The sequence below is a fragment of the Bacteroides sp. OM05-10AA genome (assembly GCF_003439055.1).
GTDB lineage: Bacteria > Bacteroidota > Bacteroidia > Bacteroidales > Bacteroidaceae > Bacteroides > Bacteroides intestinigallinarum.
The window spans coordinates 110,336-133,954 of the sequence record NZ_QSUR01000013.1; the positions used below are offsets into that span (position 1 = coordinate 110,336).

The following is a 23,619-nucleotide window of genomic DNA, read 5'->3' on the forward strand; positions in this document are numbered from 1 at the left end:
ATCGATTATTTCTTATCCTTATTTTCTAAAACGAATCGTCAGGCTTGCATAGAAAGCTCTTCCCGGTGTAATGGTCGAATAAGGTTTCTTCGTATTCCAGGGACGGTCGTCTACCCAGTCGAACAGGTTCTCAACACCCAAACCGGCATTCAGAATGAAATATTTCAGATTGAATGTATGTCCTGTATTCAAATCCCAAAGCATAAAACCGGATGAATCATAGTCATACGTTTCGGAATATCTCTTTCCCTGTCCGCGACCAACCATATTGATGTTCAGTCCATACAATCCCCAGTTCTTAGACCATTGCGCATTTACGTTTCCTGCATACTTGACACTTTTGTCAATCGGTTTGTCCGTTATCAGATTTCTTGCATCCAACAGCGTATAGCCGGCTCCCAGATTGAATCCAAGTCCCAGGTAAGCATTTGCATTTACATTCACCCCTTTGATTCTCACTTTATCGATGTTGTCACGCTGGCGCACTTCATCATAATCACCATATTGTGCAGCTTCTTCATCGCTCAAAGTACGGTAATTAATCATATCCGTCACATTATTGACAAAAGCCGTTGCTGATACAGAAAAACGGGAATGAGTATATTCCAGATTCAATGAGAAATTCTTGCTTTCTTCCGGTTTCAGTTCCAGATTTCCGATAGTATAGCGATTGGTAGTCTTTGCCAGATCCGTAGCGTAAATTTCAGAAAGAGTAGGCGTGCGGAAACCTGTTGCAAAAGACAATCGACCACGGAAACCACCCTCCCTATACATAATAGAAGCTGTCGGAGTGAAGTGATCCTCAAATGTTTCATTATAAATGTAACGCAATCCCACTACTGCTTGCAGAGATTCGGCAATCGTCCACTCATCCTGTGCATATAAAGCCATGGTGTAGAGCGTCTTATTAGAGATATTGTCCGATTCACTTTCCAGCTTTTCATCCAGATATTCCAATCCGGCAGACAGTTTGTTCTTGCTGTTCACCTTGATAATACTCTTCACATTTCCCCGGTAAAAATATTGTTTCTTACGGGTTTCCTTATCTCCAATCTTAAAGTCACCGCTTTCCTGAATATAGTCATAAGCCGATTTGTAATTGTCCGAATAGAAATCGGCATCGATATATGCTTTCTTATTCACAATATACTTCATACCGAAACCATACGTATAATTCTCATGATACATATTATATTTATATTCCGTTACCGGACGGTCATTCAGGAAATTATAGTACGAACCCTGTGCATACAGCGTTGTCTTATGATTCAGAGAATAAGAGAAACTCTGGTTGACCGTATTCGAATGATAACCGGTGAAAGCCTGTTTATCGGTAGGATCCAGTTTCACTTCCCCTTTTTTATTCACCGTTTCGGTCATCGGATGAAGTTTCCAGCCATCCGACTGTTGGCGTTGGTAAGAAGTATACGATGAAAGTTTGCCAACATTCAAATCCAGATTCACAGCTTCCGAAAAACGTCCGTGGTCACTCACCTTGGTAGTACTCGATGCGTCAATCTTGTTTTTGCTATCATCCGTGATGATATTAATAACTCCACCAATGGCGTCACTACCATACAGCGCAGATGCCGAACCGTTCAGTATTTCAATTCGTTTCACGTTTGCCATGTTGATGCGCATCAACGCATCATCGCCAATCAGTTTCCGTCCGTTCACTAATACAAGGATATAATCGCTATTCAAGCCATTAAGCACCATTTCCGTTCCCATACCGCTGGTAGAGAAAGAAAAGTTAGAAGTGAGTTTGGTAAGAGCCTCCTCAAGATTCGTAACATTGGCCTCCTTGATATCTTTGGCAGTCAATACATTTACCGGGATGGGACTATCCACCATCCGGCGATGTGTTCCGGTTCCGGTCACTACCACCTGGTTTAAATTGTTATGACTTTCCGTCATGCGTATCACGACGTCATTTACACTCTTTGAAGTGGAATACCGTTGCGGTTCATAATTGAGATGTGATACTTGCAGGGTTTGTTTGCCATCAGGCAATCCCTTGATTATAAACTCTCCTTTTGCATTCGTAGTTCCCCCCTGCAGACTATGGTCCACCCGAATATTCGCTCCGACAACAGGCTCTCCGGTTTCAGAATTCAACACACGCCCCTTGATTGTAACCTGAGCGGACACAACACAACATACACCGACCAACATGGTGGTCAAAATAAGTTTTTTCAACATTTTGTGATTATGCTTAAATTTCTATAGTTTATGTTCTTAGCCCCGAGAACAAGTTAACTATTGTTTCTTCCTTAGGCAGGTTTCCTGACTTCATCCTGAAAGTTCGCCTTCCCGTGCATCCGGCACAGTGGCAGTAGTAAAACTTTCAATAGATGGATGTTACAGTAGCGGGCACTGCTCCGGATTCACACCGGATTCCCTTTTATGTTCAATCGGACGATTGAAAACATCACCTAAAGTGCCGCAAAATTACTACATTTAATTTGTATCTCATAACATATCTAAAAATATTTTTAGTAACACGAAATTTACACTACCTCTCAAGGAAAGAAACTGATTATTATTGTACTTTTGCAACATTACCCCAATTAATTATTTTCAGGATGGAAAAGAGCGTTCAGACAGCAATTATTTTAATCTCCGAGTCAAGTCTGCCCATAGCCAGGAATATAAGCAGAGAGTTAGCAGAATCCGCCATATACCTCAAAGGAGAAGCAGAGGGATGCGAAACAATCACCTCGTACAGCGGGTTTATGAAAGAACATTTTTCCGATTTTAAAGCAATCGTTTTTATCGGTGCACTCGGCATCTGTGTGAGAAGTATTGCTTCCTGCATCCGGAACAAATATGCCGATCCGGCAGTGATTAACGTTGACAGTACCGGACGTTTCGTTATCTCCGTACTGTCCGGACATATCGGAGGCGGCAATGAACTGACACGAATCGTTGCGGGAATCACCGGAGGGGAAGCCATCGTCACCACCCAAAGTGATAATCAACAGTTGTGGGCGCTGGATACGTTTACCTCCCGTTACGGATGGAAAACTTCGGCAACACCGGCTTCCATGAATCAGGCTATTTTTCAGTTTGTGAATAAACACAAGACAGCCCTGCTGCTTAGTGTCAAGGATAAAGGGACGGACGAACTTGAACAGAGCCGTCCGGAACATACAGATATCTATTATAGATTGGAAGAAATACCGCTGGCGGAATACCAATTGCTCATCACTGTTGGTCCGTGGGAATATGACACTCCTATCCCGACACTGCAGTTCTATCCACCCGTGCTTCATATCGGGGTAGGCTGCAAAAAAGAATGTTCTCCACAAGGAGTCTGCATTTATATGAAAGATGAATTATTGCGACACCATCTTTCTCCACTTGCAGTGAAAAGCATTTCAACGATTGAACTGAAAAAAGACGAACCGTTGATTGCAGAATTACATACGCAGTTCTCAAACAGTGAACTACATATTTATAAAGCCGAAGAACTGGCAGATATCAGCGTTCCGAATCCCTCCGAAAAAGTGAAAGAAGTGACAGGCGTTGATGGGGTGGCCGAAAGTTCTGCTATCCGTGCCTCCGATTACGGCAGATTGCTGATGGAAAAGCAAAAAGGAATACTATCCGAAGGAAATAATTTCACCTTTGCCATAGCACTTTCTGCTGATAGTGACCGCAACAACGGGCATATCGAGATTGTGGGGGCCGGTCCGGGCGACCCGGAATTAATTTCTGTAAGAGGCAAGAGAATGCTGGAAAAGGCAGACCTCATTCTTTATGCCGGCAGTCTGGTGCCACGCGAACTGACGTATTACGCCAAACCGGGCGCTACCGTTAGAAGTTCGGCAGACATGACATTGGAGGAACAATTCACCCTCATGAAGTCTTTCTATGACAAGGGATTGTTTGTGGTACGTCTCCACACAGGTGACCCGTGTATTTACGGAGCTATTGCCGAACAAATGGCATTCTTCGACCAATACGGAATGAGGTATCACATCACTCCCGGCATTTCTTCTTTTCAGGCCGCAGCAGCAGCCCTCAAATCACAGTTCACCATTCCTGAAGAAGTGCAAAGCATTATACTCACACGTGGAGAGGGTCGGACACCGATGCCCGAGAAAGAAAAACTTCATTTGCTGGCGCGCTCGCAAAGCACGATGTGCATCTATCTAAGTGCTGCTATTGTGGAGCAGGTACAGGAAGAACTCTTGCAAGCCTACTCTCCCGAAACGCCCGTAGCTGCCTGCTACAAACTCACTTGGAAAGAAGAAAAGATATATCGCGGCAAGCTGAAAGATCTTGCTCAAATTGTCCGTGACAACCATCTGACTCTTACTACCCTGCTTGTAGTCGGTAATGCCATCGACCACCGGGAGGGATTATCCAGACTATATGCTGATGAATTCAAACATCTTTTCCGCCCATGATACTGATTTTCGGAGGAACGACGGAGGGACGCACTGCCGCTGAAACCCTCGATGAAGCAGGACAACCCTTTTATTATTCCACACGTGGCACCCTTCAGGAAGTCACGTGCAGAAATATGACGCGACTGACCGGCAACATGGATTCAGAAAAAATCATTTCTTTCTGCCGTGAACACGACATCCGATTAATAATAGATGCCGCCCATCCATTTGCGCAACAACTCCACCTGAATATCTTCCTCGCGGCAAAAGAACTAACCATCAAGGTAGTGCGCCTGGAACGTATCTATCCGAAATTATCGGAGGAAATCATTTGGTGTGATGACTTCGAAGATGCCGTCGCCCGTATGAAACAGGACGGTATAGAGAAACTACTGGCTCTCACCGGCACTCAAACTATTGCCAAGCTACAAGGTTTCTGGAAAGAGCATGGCTGTATCTTTCGGGTTCTGGAACGGTCGGAATCCGTAGATATTGCCATAAAGGCAGGATTCCCCAAAGAAAAACTAATTTTCTATCAACCCGAAGAAGATGAATCACTCCTTTTTAAGCAACTTTCCCCGCAAGCGATTATCACGAAAGAAAGCGGCAGTTCGGGAGGCTTCACCGAAAAAATAGAAGCTGCTCTGAAAAACGGAATCAAAATTTATGTGGTCCGCCGTCCTCCCCTGCCCGAGGGTTTTATTACAGTAAATGGGAAATATGGATTGAGACGGGCTGTTGAACTAAATGTACCGGGATTTTATGCCCTAAGAAGTGGATTCACTACCGGAACCTGCGCAACAGCCGCAGCCAAAGCCGCTTTACTAGCATTGACAGAAGAATGTTTTGAAGAAAAAACGGAAGTGACATTACCGGATGGAGAAAGGATCGTCCTACCTATATATAAGGTAGAAAAAACGGATGAGAATACCGCCACTGCCAGTGTCATCAAAGATGCCGGAGATGACCCGGACGTTACCCACGGACATCAGATTGTAGCCACTGTATCTTTTTCCGATTCTCCCGGCATACATTTCCTGCAAGGAAAAGGGGTGGGAAAAGTCACACTCCCCGGATTGGGATTAGCCGTCGGTGAACCTGCCATTAATTCGACTCCCCGGAAAATGATCGTCAATGAGCTATCCTTACTTTATGGAGGAGGGCTGGACGTAACTATCAGCGTTCCCGAAGGGGAAGCACTGGCACTGAAAACATTCAACCCGAAATTGGGAATTATTGGAGGGATCTCCATTATCGGAACTTCGGGTATTGTGAAACCTTTTTCTTCGGAAGCATTCGTCGATGCCATACGCAAGGAAGTGGAAGTGGCCTATGCAGTTAATACAGAACGATTGGTTATCAATTCCGGAGCCAAAAGTGAGAAATTTGTCCGAAGCCTCTATCCGAATCTTCCTCCACAGGCTTTCGTCCATTACGGAAACTTTATCGGAGAGACATTAAAAATAGCAGCAGAGACTGGTTTTCAAAAGGTAAGCATGGGGATTATGATAGGAAAAGCGGTAAAACTGGCAGAAGGACACTTGGATACTCACAGCAAGAAAGTGGTAATGAACAAAGACTTTTTAAAAGAAATAGCTATTCAGTGCAGCTGTTCAGATGAGACTTTAGCATTGATCGAACAAATGACGCTTGCCCGCGAACTATGGGGAATACCAAACAAGAAAGATAAAGAAATCTTGTTCAACAAGTTGGTACAACTATGTCATATACACTGTACACCACTTTTTCCCAAAGGAGAGCTCGCCATTTTATTAATCAATGAGACTGGGGAGATTTCATATCAATTTCACTCTACCCTATTATAAATCTATTATTGACAGGTTTATTTCTATACGGTTTTGAGGATTTTTTGAATCAACTATATCTGCTATTCACTAGATAACCGGACACCAACTTGAGCAATACCTCAATGTCTTCCGCTTTTCGAACTTCATTCTCCGGCAAATGCAGCAAAAATCCTTCCGTCTGAAGATTACCTGTTTCTATGTAAACATCAGATTCGATCTCACGTCCTGCCAGAATTCCATTTCGCAAAAGAGCTTTCCTGACCATCGCATACTTTTGGCCATGCCCTTCAAGACGCATCTTTACAGAATATTCATTGTTGATTTTAAATAATCCTGTATTTTGGTCGAACATGATTCCTTTACGGGAAAAGAAGTTACTTAATGTACCATTCAGTGACAAGTCTTCAGGAGTTCCGATAGTCACACCGTTTTCTTTATCCATCATCCAGACTTTATCGGCAATCTGTAAAGCCAGTTCCAAATCATGGGTACTCATGAAAATCGTTTTCCCCGTATCACGGGACAACCGATGCAACAGTTGCATCATCTCCACTTTACTTGGAAAATCAAGGAAAGCAGTCGGTTCATCCAGAAAAATCACAGGTGTTTCCTGCGCCAACGCTTTGGCAATCATTACCTTTTGTTTTTCTCCGTCACTCAACGTATGCATCATCCGACCGGTTAGCACCTCTATCCCCACACCGGCTATCGCACGGGAAACAATTTCTTTATCTCCTTTCTTCAACACTCCCCAAAAACCGGTATAAGGACTTCTTCCTAACGCTACCATCTCTTCCACCGTCATATTACGCAAGTCGCACTTTTCTGTCAGCACCACACTGATGACTTTCGACATATCCGCATCGGAATATTTCTCAACCTCTTTATTCATGATCCGAATCTCTCCCGACAATTTCGGTAGGAAACCGGACAGTGTATGCAACAAAGTGGACTTTCCCGCTCCATTGGCTCCAAGCAGACAAGTGAGTTCGCCAGCATAAATACTGGCATTTATATCACGGGCTACGATATGCGTTTTATGCTTTCCTTTATAGCCTGTAACCAGGTTCCTGATAGTTATGGTTTCTTGCTCTTGCATGTTAAGTTTCTCCCTGTTCTGATTATCATTCATTTACCTCTCCCTTACGCTTACGGAACAACACCGACACTACCACCGGTGCACCGACCAAAGCTGTGACGGAGTTGACCGGCAAAGCACCTTCAAACCCCGGCATACGGGCTATCAGATTACACAATAACGCCATTGCCGCCCCTACCAGTAAAGAAGAAGGCATCAATATCCGATGGTCGGAAGTACGGAACAAAGCACGGCAAAGATGCGGCACAGCCAGTCCCAGAAAAACAATCGGCCCACAATAAGCCGTTACAATCGCCACCAAAGCTCCGGAACAGGAGATTACCAACAAACGGGCACGTTTGATATTCAAGCCCAGATTTCGCGCATAACTGTCTCCAAGCAACAACAGATTCAATGTCTTAATCAACAGAAAAGAGAGTGGAAGAAGTACAGCCATTGTGCAAAGGAATGGGAATAACTGGTCACCGGAAATACGGGAAAAGCTTCCTAATCCCCAAATGACATACGCGCGAATATCTTCTTCGACGCTGAAAAACTTCAATACTCCAATCACGGCATTGGCTACATAACCAATCATCACACCGATAATCAACAGAGTCACGTTTCCTTTTACTTTCTGTGAGGCGAAAGCAATAAGCGCCATGATAGACAATGCTCCTGCAATAGCGGCAACCGTCAGCGCCAATTCACCAATCAGCCCCAGACTGCTCAACGCCACTCCTCCAAGGCTGCCCGACAATAAAACGACAAAAGCCACTCCCATACTCGCTCCGGAACTAATCCCCAACACTGAAGGCCCTGCCAACGGGTTTCTGAAAACTGTCTGCATCTGCAATCCGCTGACGGATAACCCTGCTCCGGCAACCAGCGCAGTGACTGCCTGGGGCATTCTCGATTTCCAGATAATATTCGTCCAGATGTGGTTCTCATGATCTCCCCACAGGCAAATATCCCATACAGCACGAAACGGTATAGATACAGAACCCAATACGAGATTCAGGAAGAAAAGAACAAAAATCAATCCAACCAACAGAAGCATCAACAACCAGACAGGAGTTTTCATACCCTTCTCATTTTAAAAGCTCATAAAAAACGGGAGTATATTCCGGTAGCAGTTCCGGATGAAATACTTTAATCAAATCTTTCAGCAGCACTTCCGGATGAGTGGGAACATTCTCATAATAAGGTTTCTCCTTGAGATTGCAATAAATCACTCCTTTATCTTTGAATGCCCGGAAATCAGCATACCGGGAATCCTGCGCTTTCAATGCGTCGTAAGTGAACGTGCCATTATGACTGTTCAATATCCGCCAATAATCAGCACTTTCCGCGCGACTGTAAACAGTCTCAAAGTCTAAAGTCACTCCACCTGTATTCGGATCATCTTTTAGGAAATAATCAGCACCGGCATCCCGGAAAAGTTGTGCGAGGAAATTGCGCCCTCCTACGGCGTACCAGTTGCCGCCACGCAGCTCACCACTAAAAACAACCGGCTTTTTCTCAATCTTTGCCGTCAGCTGCTTCAATGTATTATATTCAGTCTTAATCGAATCAAAGATCGCATTTGCTTTCTCCTCTTCTCCAATCAGCAGACCGATAAACTTAATCCATTCTGCCTGCCCGAGGGGAGAATTCTCTTTATATCCCAAATGCGGAATCAAAGGAATACCTACCTCTTTCAATGCGTCATATCCTCCCCGTTTAAAAGGAGAAATCAGAATCAGATCGGGATTCATGGAGATAATGACTTCATTATCAAAGTTCCCCTCTATCCCTATCTTACGAATTTTCTTCTCTTTCAACCGGCGTTTTACTTCCTCATTAAACAAATGGCGGGTGCTTGTGATACCTACCACATGATCCAGCTCATCCAGTTTTATAAAATTGGATAGCTGCAACGAAGTCATACAAATGATATTCTTAATCGGAACGGGCTGCACTACATAATCAGCGGATACTTTATTTTTCGCAAAGGCTTCCTTATCCCTGACAAACGCATACTGATAAATTTCCCCTTTACCCTTTTCTTTCTGCGGGTCCTGAATGGTCACCAGACACCCTCCCTCTACATATTGCACTTCGAAACCTTCAGCATATTCCGGAAGAATGATCCGGGAGGAATCAGAGGCGCTAACCGCCACTCCGACTGCCTGCGTATTGTTTTTACTCTTCTGTCCACAAGAAACGAGAAATAACAAAAGGCAAACAACCGGCCAGTATTTTCCTTTCAGCCGCATACTATTATATCTGCTCATATTTTATCTATAAGATTAATCTTCAGATTATTCAAGTATTTTTCGAACCTTACTCCCGGAAAGTATCGAAAACTTCATTCTGGCAGGTCTTCTGACTTGCTCCATTTTCCTGACGCCCTTCCCGCCTCTTCATGATCGAGACAGTGGATTTGAGTATTGCAGGAAAACTTCAGCGGAGCTTACAGCAGCGGGTCTGTTCAGGATTTTCACCTGATTCCCTTTTCACCACTCTTTCCGTAGCATCGGAAAAGTGACACCAAAATTCACCTTGCAAAGATACATAAATAGGAATGATTTCGGAGAAAATGCAATAAAAAAAGAAAGAATATCTCCAAAGATACTTATCTTTGCCCCGCAATGTCAATCTTCAGACACCGAAAATTATTTATTCATTTAAAAGATACACGAATAAAGATGAAATCTCCTATTTCAATCCTCACATGGCTATGTCTTCTCTTCCTGGCTAGTTGTATATCCAACAAGAAGACTTCTCTCGAGGCTTTCAAACAGGATGTCTATACACCTGAATACGCAACCGGATTCAAGATTCTGGGTGCGGACAATACCGCCAGCACACTTATTCAGGTTTCCAACCCATGGCAGGGAGCCAAGGACGTGAAAATGTCTTATTTCATTTCCCGCAACGGTGAACAAGCGCCTGCCGGATTTACCGGTCCTACGATTCCTGCCGGAGCAAAACGTATCGTATGTATGGCTTCTTCCTACATCGCCATGTTCGACGCTCTAGGTCAAGTGGACAAAATTGTCGGAGTATCGGGCATCGACTATGTATCCAATCCATATATTCTTGCACACAAAGATTCTATCAAGGACATGGGTCCCGAAATGAATTATGAGTTATTATTGGGACTGAAACCGGATGTTGTCCTGTTATACGGTATCGGAGATGCGCAAACTGCCGTAACAGACAAACTGAAAGAACTGTATATACCTTATATGTATGTAGGAGAATATTTGGAGGAATCACCGCTTGGTAAAGCCGAATGGCTGGTAGCTCTTGCCGAATTAACAGACAGCAGGGAAAAAGGCATCGAAATATTCCGTGAAATCCCTAAACGTTATCAAGTTTTGAAAGCGCTCACCGAATCGGTAGAGCAACGTCCTACCGTTATGCTCAATACCCCGTGGAACGACAGTTGGGTGATGCCTTCCACACAAAGTTACATGGCACAATTGGTAACTGATGCAGGTGCGGATTACATCTACAAAGAAAACACTTCTAACAGTTCCACTCCCATCGGACTGGAAACAGCTTACAAACTGATACAAAAGGCCGACTACTGGATTAATGTAGGCATGGCTTCTACGTTGGATGAATTAAAGACGGTCAATCCTAAATTTGTAGACGCCAAAGCTGTACGCGAAAAAACTGTTTACAACAACAATTTACGAACAACACCGACAGGAGGTAATGACTACTGGGAATCTGCAGTGGTACGTCCCGACGTCGTATTGCGTGATCTGATTCATATCTTTCACCCCGAACTCGTATCCGATTCACTTTACTATTACAGACACCTGGAATGAAACAGCCTGATAAACGTACTCCCTTTTTATTCATTACACTGGGTATAGTTGCCATACTGTTATTACTGATAGACATGGCAACGGGAGATACATATATTCCTATCACCAAGGTATGGGCTGTACTCACCGGAGGCGAATGTGACGAAATGACACGGAATATTCTCCTTTCTATCCGTTTCATACGGGTAGTGGTAGCGGCTTTGATAGGAATAGCACTCTCCGTTAGCGGTTTACAGATGCAAACAGTATTCCAGAATCCGTTGGCAGATCCTTACCTGCTGGGAGTAAGTTCCGGTGCAGGACTGGGCGTAGCTCTGTTCATACTAGGTGCTCCATTACTTGGATGGGCGGAGTTTCCAATTCTTCAGTCGCTGGGTATCGTAGGTTCGGGCTGGATAGGAACTGCCATAATCTTATTGGGAGTAGCCATTATCAGCCGGAAAGTAAAAAACATTCTCGGTGTGCTGATTATGGGAGTTATGATAGGCTACGTAGCAGGCGCTATCATTCAGATACTCCAATACCTAAGTTCTGCCGAACAACTGAAAATGTTCACACTCTGGTCAATGGGATCTCTTAGCCATATCACAGTCACCCAACTGGGAATTATGATACCGATGCTATGTATCGGCTTACTGATTTCCGTAGCCTGTATCAAATCGCTGAACCTGCTACTGCTCGGTGAAAATTATGCACGAACGATGGGAATGAACATAAAACGTTCACGCACGTTCATCTTCGTTTCTACCGCACTGCTGACAGGAACGGTCACCGCTTTCTGTGGTCCGGTAGGATTTATCGGCCTGGCAGTACCGCATGTCACACGACTGCTATTCAACAATGCCGACCACCGGATACTGGTCCCCGGCACCATGCTGACAGGGCTTATCAGCATGCTTCTCTGCGACATCATCGCCAAGAAGTTCCTACTTCCGGTTAACTGCATCACCGCCTTGCTAGGTGTTCCGGTTATTTTATGGGTAATTGCTAAAAACTTGCGTAGATTCAAATGATAGAACTTAAAGAACTGACATTAGGATATGGACAGCGCACGCTGTTGGAAACGGTAAATGCCCGAATCACAGGCGGACAACTCGTTGCCCTGCTGGGACGAAACGGAACGGGAAAGAGCACCCTGCTCCGTGCTATGATGGGACTGGAAAAGCCTCAATCAGGAGAAATTACTCTGCAAGGAAAAAACATAGCTTCATTGAAACCGGAAAAATTAGCCCGGAATATCAGCTTTGTCACCACCGATAAAGTACGCATCGCCAATCTCTGCTGTAAAGATGTAGTAGCCTTAGGGCGTGCTCCCTATACCAACTGGATCGGCCAACTGCAACCGGAAGACCAAAAGCGGGTGGATGACGCTATGCAGCTAGTCGGTATGTCCGGTTATGCAGAAAAGACAATGGATAAAATGTCCGATGGCGAATGTCAGCGAATCATGATTGCCCGTGCTCTTGCACAGGATACTCCCGTCATCCTGCTTGATGAGCCGACCGCCTTCCTGGACTTACCTAACCGCTACGAGCTCTGTTTGCTTTTAAAGAAACTGGCACAGGAAGAAAAAAAATGTGTCTTATTCTCCACTCATGACCTCGACATCGCTTTATCGCTTTGCGACTCCATCATGCTCATAGATAATCCGCAGATGTACACGCTGCCTACTCCGGAAATGGTGGCCAGCGGACATATAGAAAGACTTTTCCGAAATGAATCCGTCACGTTTGATGTGCAGGAGATGAGAGTACGCATCAAATAAACAAACAGATATCCGACAAGAATCAGACTGTGTATAAAATAAATAGGTAGCATTCATTTGGGTTCCTATATAAATTCGCTATCTTTGCCCCCGAATTGGTTTCAGATAGCCATATCAACTATCTGAATTAAAAGGGAATCGGGTGTAAATCCCGGACAGTCCCGCTGCTGTGAAACTCCATTCAACTTCTTGATATTTACTTTTACCACTGACCAGGTATCGATAGTCAAGGTCGGGAAGGCATCAGGAAGGGAGTCAGTCAGAAGACCTGCCATTCATACCTTTATAGTTGTTTTTACTCGTGGGATAGGAAAACGGCAGACTGTAAAAAAAGAATCGAGTAGTCATGACATCGGAAATGATTGAAGGAGGATAAATTCTCTCTAGCTAAAATATCAAAAGGACGGCATTAGACCGTCATGCTCAATGTGTGCGTATCCCCGCAGAAGTGATTTCTCCGGGGGTACTTTTAGCTAAACTAAATATCATCATATAATAATCACAATGGAAGTTCTAAGAAATTTATTTGAAGGTTACCCCAATCTTTGGGGCGGCGGAGTGGCACACTCCGTACTGATTCTGTCACTAACCATAGCGTTTGGAATCATCCTTGCAAAAATCAAAGTGCGGGGAGTATCTCTGGGAGTTACCTGGATACTCTTTGTCGGAATCGTATTCGGCCATTTCAACATGAATCTGGACGAACACCTGCTCCACTTTCTAAAAGAATTCGGATTGATTCTGTTTGTTTACTCAATTGGTTTGCAAGTGGGGCCCGGCTTTTTTTCGGCATTCAAAAAGGGTGGCTTCACCTTGAATATGCTGGCCATGCTAGTAGTAGTATTAGGAGTAACCATTACTATCATCCTGCACTTCACCACCGGAACTCCGATTACCACAATGGTAGGTATTCTGTCCGGAGCCGTCACCAACACTCCGGGACTGGGAGCCGCACAACAGGCCAACAGTGATTTGAATGGTATAGACGCTCCCGAAATTGCTTTAGGATATGCTGTCAGTTATCCGCTGGGTGTAGTAGGTATCATCCTCTCACTGCTTGCTTTGAAATATCTCCTGCGCATCAATACTGCTCAAGAAGAAAAAGATGCAGAAGTCGGTCTGGGACATCTTCAGGAACTTACTGTACGCCCTATCTCCATCGAGGTGAGAAACGAATCGGTAAACGGTATCAAGATTAAAGAACTCCGCCCGTTACTGAACCGTAAATTTGTCATTTCCCGCATCAAACACCGCGAAGGTGGAGAAACCGAATTGGTTAATTCCGAGACAACCCTACATGTAGGGGATATCATATTAGTGATCTCTACCCCGATTGACGTGGAAGCAATCACTGTATTCTTCGGAAAGGAAATCAAAATGGAATGGGAACAACTGAACAAAGAGCTCATTTCACGCCGTATCCTGATTACTAAACCGGAATTGAACGGGAAAACGCTTTCACAACTCAAAATCAGAAATAACTTCGGAGCAAACATCACCCGCGTCAATCGTTCGGGAGTAGACTTGGTAGCCTCTCCACAATTACAGTTACAAATGGGAGACCGTGTCACCATTGTAGGTTCCGAACTGGCTGTTGCCCATGCAGAGAAAGTACTTGGCAACTCCATGAAACGCTTAAATCATCCGAACCTGATTCCTATCTTTATAGGTATCGCTTTAGGATGTATTCTGGGAAGTCTTCCTTTCGCATTTCCCGGAATTCCACAACCTGTGAAACTAGGATTGGCAGGCGGTCCGCTCATCGTTTCTATCCTGATTAGCCGTTTCGGTCCGAAATACAAGCTGATTACTTATACCACCATGAGTGCCAACCTGATGCTTCGTGAAATCGGTATTTCCATCTTCCTCGCCTGCGTAGGTTTGGGAGCAGGCGAAGGCTTTGTAGACACAGTCATTCATGGCGGAGGATATGTATGGGTAGGCTACGGAGTCATTATAACCATCCTGCCACTTCTGATTACAGGATTGATAGGACGGTATTATTGCAAGCTGAATTATTTCACGCTTATCGGGGTTCTGGCTGGTTCTACTACCAATCCGCCGGCATTGGCTTACTCCAATGACCTGACCTCCTGTGATGCACCTGCCGTTGGTTACGCTACGGTATATCCGCTCACCATGTTTCTGCGAGTATTGACGGCACAAATATTGATTCTGTCGTTGGGATAACATATTAATATATCCTTTTTCCATCCAATTGATTATTAACAAATGGGGAAAACAGAATCAGATGCCGGAATATTTGTTATTGGTCAGTGGGATATTTTTTTAGAATAAAACAAACTAATTAATAAAAACTTTCTAACTTTGTGCCGTTAAGGTTTCCTTGAACAACTTTCACGTTGTTAAGGAATGAAAAGGGAATGCCGTGTAAACCGGCAACAGAACCTGCTGCTGTAAATCTCCGCTCCTTGTAATCAGAGAGCAAAATTGCAACACGAAAGTCACTGGATAGTTTATCTGGGAAGGCGTTGCAAAATGGGATGAGTCAGAAGACCTGCCTTGATGCTCTGATTTACACCTGCGGGATTTCGGGTAGTAGTCAAATAGAAAATAAGCAATTATCTTTTATTTGGTATAATAGCTATATGTCCGTTTGTGTAGATTGAATTCAGATCTGAACAAACGGATTTTTTATACCTATAAAATAAAAGACATGCTTTCTATTCAAGTCCATTCATACCATAAGCATTGTATCCATTTACGGTGGATATTATGTTTGATTCTATCTTTATTTACCACATTACCGGCCATTTCCCAGTCCAGGGTTCGGCATCAGACTTCTCTGTCTGATACACTTCTCAAACTCAAAGAAGTTACTATCTACAGCAACCGGATGCAAAAAAAGATGTCTCCTGTACAGATTCTGTCCGGCAAAGAACTGGAGAAGCTCAATGTTTACTCCGTTGCTGATGCTTTGCGCTACTTTTCCGGAGTACAGATAAAAGATTACGGAGGTATTGGAGGACTAAAAACCGTCAATATACGAAGTATGGGCAGTCATCATGTCGGAGTATTTTATGATGGTATTGAATTAGGAAATGCGCAAAATGGAGTCGTCGATCTAGGCCGGTTTTCATTAGATAATATGGAAGTCATTTCACTGTATAATGGTCAAAAAAGTGCCATCTTCCAACCTGCCAAAGATTATAGTTCCGCAAGTGCCATATATATGCAGACACGAAAGCCCATATTCAAAGGGGAAAAGAAAAACAATCTGAACATCGGGGTGAAAGGCGGTTCATTCTCCACCATCAATCCGTCACTACTTTGGGAACACCGTTTCAACGAACGAATAAGCAGTTCCATCAGTACGGAGTATATGTATACATCAGGACGATATAAATTCACATACGCCAAGAAAGATGGTTACGACACAACAGCTGTTCGTCAAAATGGAGACGTAAGAATGTTACGTTTGGAGAATGCATTCTTCGGAAAAGTCCCCAAAGGAGAATGGAAAGCCAAAGCATACCTATACAACTCGGAACGGGGATACCCCGGAGCTGCGGTAAGAGAAGAACCGGGTAAGTTTCGCCATCAGGACCGGCAATGGGATACCAATCTGTTTGTGCAAGGATCTTTTCAAAACTATTTTAAGCCTTGGTACAGTCTGCTAGCCAACGGAAAATATGCTTATGACTATCTCCACTATTTATCCGATCCCAGACTGGATGTCACCACCATGTATGTAGACAATCACTACCGACAGCAAGAAATCTATGCTTCGGCCGCCCATTTATTCACCATCTATCCCTGGTGGAGTATGTCATTATCCAACGATTTTCAATGGAATACATTACGGGCCGATCTCATAGATTTTGTCTATCCAACCCGTAATACAATCCTGACTTCTGCTGCCACGTCCTTTGACTTCAACCGCCTCATGTTGCAGGCGAGCCTGTTATATACTCATGTCGACGACAATACACGTACCAAAGGAGCCAATGCAGGCACCAAAAACAAATACACTCCGTCTGTCATAGCCACCTGGCAACCATTGACCAAGCTCCCTCTGAATGTACGGGCCTTTTATAAGAAAGTCTTTCGCATGCCGACTCTCAATGATTTGTATTATACTTTTATAGGCAATAAGGACTTAAAACCAGAATATACCACTCAATACGATGTGGGTATCACTTTCTCTCACACCTGGAATAACCATTGGCTGAAAAGCCTGGACTTACAAATAGATGGTTACTATAATGAAGTAGATGATAAAATCATTGCCATGCCTACCTCCAACCAGTTCCGTTGGACTATGATTAATCTCGGACATGTGGAAATTCGGGGATTAGACGCAGCCATACGAGGAGAATGGGGCTTCGGAAAGGTGGAACTTAGCACTCTCTTCAATTACACCTATCAAAAGGCACAGGATTTTACCGATCCTACCAGTGAATGGTATGGAGGCCAGATTCCTTATATACCTTGGCATGGAGGTTCCATCATCCTCAATGGAAGTTACCAAACATGGTCCTGTAACTATAGTTTCATTTATACAGGTGAACGTTATGAAGCAGTCGCCAATATCCCGGAGAACTACGCACAGCCCTGGTATACCCACGATTTTTCCCTATCTAAAACTTTTCAATGGGGGAAAACGGGAATACGTGTAACGGCAGAAATTAATAATATCTTCAATCAGCAATATGATGTAGTGCAATGCTATCCTATGCCCGGTACAAGTTTTAAAATCAAATTAAACGTCATGTTATGAGAATATCTGTTCTATCCATCATTATCTGTTTTGTTCTTCTGTCGACTTCTTGTCGCGAAGATGAACGCATTATTCCGTCAACTCCCAACCAAGTTACCCCCGGAGTAAGCGGTACCTCTGTCAAAGGTTTCTTTCTACTCAATGAAGGAAATATGGGAAGCAACAAGGCTACCCTTGATTACTTTGATTACGAAACCGGTATCTATCATAAGAATATCTATGCGGAACGGAACCCGGGAGTCGTACAAGAATTGGGGGATGTGGGAAATGATATCCAAATCTATGGAAATAAGTTATATGCCATCATCAACTGTTCTCATTTCGTAGAAGTGATGAATGTAGAAACAGCAAAACACATCACGCAAATTTCCATACCTAATTGCCGTTATATCGTCTTTAAAGATAAATATGCATACGTCAGTTCGTATGCAGGCCCTGTCAAAATAGATCCTAACGCCAGACTGGGGTATGTAGCACGTGTTGACACTACCACACTGACTGTCAAGGATACCTGTGTGGTCGGCTACCAGCCGGAAGAAATGGTGATTGTGGGCAACAAACTCTATGTAGCCAACTCCGGCGGATATCGCGTACCTAATTATGACCGTACGGTATCCGTCATCGACTTGAACACATTCAAAGTTATCAAAACCATTGATGTGGGAATCAATTTGCATAGAATGGAATTAGACCAATACGGAAATATTTATGTCTCATCCCGGGGAGATTATTATGACACTTACTCCGAAACATTTGTAATAGATTCCAATACCGATAAAGTAATCGAAGAATTACCGCTTCTTCCCAATACAGAAATGGCCATTTGCAGAGATTCACTGTATGTATACAGTACAGAATGGAGTTATTACACCAACAGTTGGACAGTCTCTTACGCTATTTATAATACAAAAACAAAGAAAACTGATACCCGCAATTTTATTACAGATGGTACGGAAAAATCTATCAAGATACCTTATGGAATAGCAATCAATCCGGAAACAGGTGAATTCTTCGTCACCGATGCCAAAGACTATGTGACTCCCGGCACATTATATTGTTTCTCCCGGGATGGAAAAAAGAAATGGTCAGTCATCACGGGGGATATTCCGGCACATATTGCCTTTACAGATAAGAAACTAAAAGAGATTCAATAATTCATATCACTATTACTAATTAAAAACAAAAGCAATGAAGAAAATTCTATTTTTACTGCTCACTGTCGTTACGGTATGCAGTTGCTACAATGACGATGATCTCTGGGATAAAGTCAATGATCTCGACGGACGAGTAGAAACACTAGAAACAACAGTCAAGAAAATGAACTCTGAAATTACAACTTTACAGAGTTTGGTAGACGCATTAAATCAAGGGAAAGTAATCACCAACACGGAACAGACATCTGATGGCTACACATTAACTTTCAGTGATGGAAGCACCGTATCTATAAAAAATGGAAAGAATGGTACAGATGCTCCTGTGATTGGAGTGAAAGCTGACGAAGACGGAATATATTACTGGACCATTACTACCAACGGTACTACAGAATGGCTGCCGGATGCAACTAACAAGTTAAAAGTGACAGGTACAACTCCAGTTATGGGAGTTGACAGTGACGGATACTGGACCGTTGATACAGGTGAAGGAGCCAAACGTATTAACGGAACAGACGGCAAACCTGTGAAAGCGGAAGGACAAGACGGAGACTCTTTCTTCAAATCTGTTACAGTTAATGACAATCATGTACTAGTTACTCTTGCAGATGGAACGTCGTTCACATTGCCCAAAGGGGAAGCATATACATTTGACATTGCCAATAGAGATTATACCTTGTTCTCGTCTAATGAAACAAGGACGTATCTTCTTACAACTGCCAATATAGACGACGCAACATTAATTGCTATTCCGCAAGGATGGACAGCGGTTCTTAATGATAAAGACTTAAGAATCACAGCTCCGGCAGTTTCAGGTGATGATGTCAAAGATGGTGAACTTAAAATACTTGTCACTCCGTCCAAAGCTTTCGGTAAAGTAATAAAAATGCAATTAAGAGCAGTGCGTGAAGCACACTTCTTGACATTCGAGGATGTTGATTATAAAGGTGATGCTAACATGGTAGGAGAAAGAAACTGGTCATCATTAATTGACAGCCAACAATATGGTGGCTCACTACTTTATCCTAAGAATAACCAACTCTATAACTGGAGTGATGCAAACAATACTTTTCTTGCTTCCGAACTTCCTAACGGATGGGGTGATTACCAATACTGGGGTGGCGGACACGCAATTTCCAATTATCTGGATATGGACCTTACTCATGGAGACTTCCAGCACCAACTAGCGGTTTATTATCAGGATGCAAAAACAGGTTTTGGAGGACATAATGGTTCCAAAAACTTCTGCGTACATTACGGCTATGCAGACAATTCCGGATATGCTAACGGTCCATTACCCTATATTTACTTTGGAGACGGAGTTGCTCGTGTAGTTGACCACATGTATGTGACTATGACGACCTACCTAGCCAACTGTGTGGCCAACGGTAACGGTTTGACCGCACCCGCAGGCAAAGATGATTGGGTGAAACTGGTTGCTATCGGTTATGATGAAGATGGAAATGAAGTAGCTGCGCGTCCGGAATTTTATCTGGTTGGAGCCGAAGGTAATATACTTGAATGGACAAAATGGGATTTATCCGCATTAGGCAAAGTGGTCAAAATAGACTTTAATGTCACTGGAAGTAATGATAACGGATATGGTTTCAGCCAACCCGCCTATTTTGCTTATGATGACGTAGCAGTGAGATTCTAATGAAACATATTATACTTCTTTTATTTGTTCTGTTAGCATTAGTATCATGCGTGAAAGAAGAGGAGGACTCTCCTCTTCTTTCCGCTCCTGTCATTACCCTGAAAGAAGAATCCCCCATCTATAAAACAAAAATTGGTCGAGAGATAACCATCGCTCCTGTTTATGAAAATACCGATTCGGAAACGACCTTTAACTGGACAATAGATGGAAAGAGTATCTGTACCGCTTCCACCCTGACATTTTCAGCCGATGAAGCAGGCAGGTATTTCATTCTGATTTCTGCCACCAATGCCGGAGGGACAACAGAAAAAGAGATACGTATCGATGTCTTTCAACTTGATGTACCGACTATCTCTATTGCGGATGCCGACAAAGGTTTCAAAGTGCTTCAAGGCTCTGAACTAACCATTACACCCATAGTAGATTCTTTTCTGGAAACCAGTTACTCCTGGCAAATAAACGGTGAAGATATTTCGAGCGAATTAACCTGTACTCTCCCCACAACCGAACTTGGCGAATATCAGGTTCGTTTTGCTACTCACAATGAAGATGGCGATGACGAAGTAACTTTCAAAGTAGAAGTTTGTTCACCGGATCAAGTAGATTTCAGCTGGACATTCCTGCAAACGGAATATAACATGTCAGTCGGCAGAACTATCCGTATCAAACCGGTTGACGTGAATAATGCACTGGATGCAGTCTATACATGGACTGTGGACAATGAACAAGTGCAATCCGGAGAAAATGAGACTTATCTGTTTACATCCGGGCAGCAGGGAGAACACACGGTAAAGGTAGAAATGAGGAACTCATATATACTCGCTACGCAAACATTAAAAATCAATGTTTGCCCTCCCGCAGGAACATACCAGCGCAAGATTAGCGCCACAAGTTCTGCATCAATGAACAAAGTATATGAATATTTACCGGCTCCCGGTCAATTCATCAATGAGAACCATACCACAACAACTATGGCAGAAGCCTGTACCTATGCAGAAGAACGAATCAATCAGACGGCTTATGTTTCCCTAGGCGGATTCGGTGGATACATCATCGTTGGATTCGATCATAGCATCGTGAATGATGGAGATTACAACATCGCTATTACAGGAAATGCTTTTGATGGTTCGTCAGAACCGGGAATTGTATGGGTAATGCAGGACGAAAATGGTGATGGGTTACCTAATGACACTTGGTATGAATTGCGCGGATCCGAATATGGGAAAGCCGAAACCTGGCAGGATTATGCCGTCACCTATCATAAACCAACCGGTATTCAGCTTCCCACCCCATGGACAGACAATCATGGTCAAAGTGGGTCTATTGATTATCTGGGCGCTTTTCACCGGCAAGATTATTATTATCCCGCCTGGGTAAAGGAGAAACAATATACTTTGCGAGGTACTCGCCTGAAAGAGCGTAATTACGATCAATCCGGTAATGGTACTTATTGGGTAAATGATAGTTATGAATGGGGATATGCTGATAATTTCAGCGCCATTGATCGTCTGACAGATGATGACAACTATAATGCCGGACCGTCTGACAATCATTTCAAGATATCCCATGCTGTAACTTTCGACGGTAAGGACGCAAACCTGAAGTACGTTGATTTTATCAAAGTACAAGTGGGTGTTAATAGTAAAAGCGGTTGGCTGGGTGAAATATCCACTGAAGTTTTTGGAATAAAGGATTTCAACATGCTCAAATAATTGATAGAATATACATAAGAGATTCTTTTCCCTATTAAATATAGAGATAAAAATTACCATTTGGTAATTTTTATCTCCTCTCATAACCCTACCTTTGTCGCCATTTTCAACGACAAAGGTAGAAAGTTATGAAAGATAGTATTGATTTCGGCAGTATGAACATCTCCACGTTGTTCCGTAAGTTACTAATTCCTACGGTACTTGGGATGGTATTCTCGGCGCTGTTCGTTATTACGGACGGTATATTTGTAGGAAAAGGAATTGGAAGTGATGCACTGGCAGCAGTAAATATCACTGCACCGCTTTTTATGATTGCAGCGGGTATCGGACTGATGTTCGGAGTGGGAGCTTCGGTGGTGACTTCCATTCATTTATCTCAGGGAAAACGCAAAGTGGCAAGTCTTAATATCACTCAGGCAATTGCTTTTTCCGCATTGCTCATACTTATCCTGTCTGCTCTGTGTCTTTATTTTATAGAGCCATTAGCCAAATTATTGGGTAGTTCGGACCGATTGTTGCCGTTAGCCGTAGAATATATGGCATGGTACATCCCTTTTCTCGTATTCTACGAAGTATTAAATATAGGAATGTTCTGCATCCGCCTGGATGGTTCGCCCACCTATGCCATGATGTGTAATGCGGTTGCAGCCATACTCAATATCATACTGGATTATATATTCATCTTCGAATTCGGTTGGGGAATGATGGGAGCAGCTTTTGCCACCAGTCTGGGGACTGTTGTGGGAGGGTTGATGACACTGATTTATCTCCTCCGTTTCTCTCGTACCCTCCATCTATGCCGGATAAAGTTAAGTATCAAAAGTCTGTTACTGACTCTTCGCAACATCGGTTATATGATTAAACTGGGAAGTTCTGCTTTTATCAGTGAAGCATCCATTGCCTGTATGATGTTTCTGGGAAACTACGTTTTTATCCGCCATCTCGGTGAAGACGGAGTGGCAGCATTTAGTATTGCCTGTTACTTCTTCCCTATCATCTTCATGGTCTATAATGCCATTGCACAATCCGCACAACCGATTATCAGCTACAACTTCGGAGCCGGACAACCCGAACGTGTACGAAAGACGCTGCATCTCGCCATTCGGACTGCTTTAATCTGCGGTATCAGCTTTTTCATTCTTACCGTACTATGCTGTCAAGACATTGTTTCGCTATTCATTGACCGCAGCTACGCTGCATTCGATATAGCAGTAAACGGGCTTCCTTATTTCGGAGTAGGATTCATATTCTTTGCCGTCAACATGATTGGCATTGGTTATTATCAAAGCGTTGAAAGAGGTCAGCGGGCAACAATTATCACCCTTCTCCGGGGAGTAGTGTTTATGTTGATCGGATTCTTTGCGCTCCCTCCGGTATTGGGTACACCGGGTATCTGGCTAGCCGTACCATTGGCAGAGTTATTAACTACTTTCTATATTTTCGGAATTTATTTGAAAGATCGTTTCATTGTCTGCCGACGATAAGT

15 protein-coding genes and 4 riboswitches are annotated in these 23,619 nt (G+C 43.4%); of the genes, 11 read left to right on the forward strand and 4 right to left on the reverse strand.

Features of this window, described 5'->3' with window-relative positions:
- Positions 1-18: 18 nt before the first annotated feature.
- Entirely contained in the window at positions 19-2,202 is a 2,184-nt protein-coding gene (locus DXB58_RS12295) for a TonB-dependent receptor (protein ID WP_008024874.1), read from the reverse strand.
- Positions 2,203-2,258: 56 nt separating this feature from the next.
- A riboswitch (cobalamin riboswitch) is annotated at positions 2,259-2,454 on the reverse strand.
- A gap of 131 nt (positions 2,455-2,585) precedes the next feature.
- On the opposite strand from DXB58_RS12295, the gene cobM reads away from it, so the two are divergent.
- Together cobM and cbiD are read left to right on the forward strand one after the other, a co-directional pair.
- Complete coding sequence (gene cobM / locus DXB58_RS12300; protein ID WP_122136906.1) at positions 2,586-4,415, forward strand: precorrin-4 C(11)-methyltransferase; 1,830 nt, start codon at positions 2,586-2,588, stop codon at positions 4,413-4,415.
- Positions 4,412-6,223 carry a cobalt-precorrin-5B (C(1))-methyltransferase CbiD gene (gene cbiD / locus DXB58_RS12305; protein ID WP_122136907.1) on the forward strand — a complete coding sequence of 604 codons (1,812 nt, stop codon included), beginning with the start codon at positions 4,412-4,414 and terminating at the stop codon, positions 6,221-6,223. The genes cobM and cbiD overlap by 4 nt, the downstream gene beginning before the upstream one ends.
- Positions 6,224-6,272: 49 nt before the next feature.
- Here cbiD and DXB58_RS12310 read toward each other — a convergent pair whose 3' ends face one another.
- Genes DXB58_RS12310 through DXB58_RS12320 form a run of 3 tightly spaced genes read right to left on the reverse strand, consistent with a single transcriptional unit; the run spans position 6,273 to position 9,559 of the window.
- The gene (locus DXB58_RS12310) at positions 6,273-7,304 is read right to left on the reverse strand and encodes an ABC transporter ATP-binding protein (protein ID WP_233527287.1); all 1,032 of its coding nucleotides are present in this window, start codon (positions 7,302-7,304) and stop codon (positions 6,273-6,275) included.
- Positions 7,305-7,329: 25 nt separating this feature from the next.
- The gene (locus tag DXB58_RS12315; protein WP_122136909.1) at positions 7,330-8,367 is read right to left on the reverse strand and encodes an iron ABC transporter permease; all 1,038 of its coding nucleotides are present in this window, start codon (positions 8,365-8,367) and stop codon (positions 7,330-7,332) included.
- A gap of 7 nt (positions 8,368-8,374) precedes the next feature.
- Entirely contained in the window at positions 8,375-9,559 is a 1,185-nt protein-coding gene (locus DXB58_RS12320) for an ABC transporter substrate-binding protein (protein ID WP_122136910.1), read from the reverse strand.
- Positions 9,560-9,622: 63 nt separating this feature from the next.
- A riboswitch (cobalamin riboswitch) is annotated at positions 9,623-9,835 on the reverse strand.
- A 138-nt stretch (positions 9,836-9,973) separates the two neighbouring features.
- Here DXB58_RS12320 and DXB58_RS12325 point away from each other — a divergent pair.
- The 9 genes from DXB58_RS12325 (at position 9,974) to DXB58_RS12365 (ending at position 23,617) form a co-directional block, all read left to right on the forward strand.
- Positions 9,974-11,107, forward strand: a complete 1,134-nt coding sequence (locus DXB58_RS12325) for an ABC transporter substrate-binding protein (RefSeq protein ID WP_008998866.1) — start codon at positions 9,974-9,976, stop codon at positions 11,105-11,107.
- On the forward strand, positions 11,104-12,120 hold the full coding sequence (locus tag DXB58_RS12330; protein WP_008998867.1) for an iron ABC transporter permease: 1,017 nt from the start codon (positions 11,104-11,106) through the stop codon (positions 12,118-12,120). Before DXB58_RS12325 ends, DXB58_RS12330 begins: the two co-directional genes overlap by 4 nt.
- Positions 12,117-12,872 (forward strand): ABC transporter ATP-binding protein, encoded by a 756-nt coding sequence (locus DXB58_RS12335; RefSeq protein WP_008998868.1) that lies wholly within the window; start codon positions 12,117-12,119, stop codon positions 12,870-12,872. Before DXB58_RS12330 ends, DXB58_RS12335 begins: the two co-directional genes overlap by 4 nt.
- 79 nt (positions 12,873-12,951) lie before the next feature.
- Positions 12,952-13,163, forward strand: a riboswitch (cobalamin riboswitch).
- 213 nt (positions 13,164-13,376) lie between these two features.
- Entirely contained in the window at positions 13,377-15,062 is a 1,686-nt protein-coding gene (locus DXB58_RS12340) for a putative transporter (protein WP_008998869.1), read from the forward strand.
- Between the two features lie 132 nt (positions 15,063-15,194).
- Positions 15,195-15,413: riboswitch (cobalamin riboswitch) on the forward strand.
- Positions 15,414-15,549: 136 nt separating this feature from the next.
- Positions 15,550-17,613, forward strand: coding sequence for a TonB-dependent receptor (locus DXB58_RS12345; protein WP_122136911.1), 2,064 nt, complete (start codon positions 15,550-15,552; stop codon positions 17,611-17,613).
- On the forward strand, positions 17,610-18,767 hold the full coding sequence (locus DXB58_RS12350) for a DUF5074 domain-containing protein (protein ID WP_004312388.1): 1,158 nt from the start codon (positions 17,610-17,612) through the stop codon (positions 18,765-18,767). The genes DXB58_RS12345 and DXB58_RS12350 overlap by 4 nt, the downstream gene beginning before the upstream one ends.
- A 34-nt stretch (positions 18,768-18,801) precedes the next feature.
- Positions 18,802-20,421, forward strand: coding sequence for a PL29 family lyase N-terminal domain-containing protein (locus DXB58_RS12355; RefSeq protein WP_122136912.1), 1,620 nt, complete (start codon positions 18,802-18,804; stop codon positions 20,419-20,421).
- The gene (locus DXB58_RS12360) at positions 20,421-22,133 is read left to right on the forward strand and encodes a PKD-like domain-containing protein (protein WP_122136913.1); all 1,713 of its coding nucleotides are present in this window, start codon (positions 20,421-20,423) and stop codon (positions 22,131-22,133) included. Before DXB58_RS12355 ends, DXB58_RS12360 begins: the two co-directional genes overlap by 1 nt.
- 128 nt (positions 22,134-22,261) lie before the next feature.
- Positions 22,262-23,617, forward strand: a complete 1,356-nt coding sequence (locus tag DXB58_RS12365; RefSeq protein WP_122136914.1) for an MATE family efflux transporter — start codon at positions 22,262-22,264, stop codon at positions 23,615-23,617.
- Positions 23,618-23,619 lie beyond the last annotated feature (2 nt).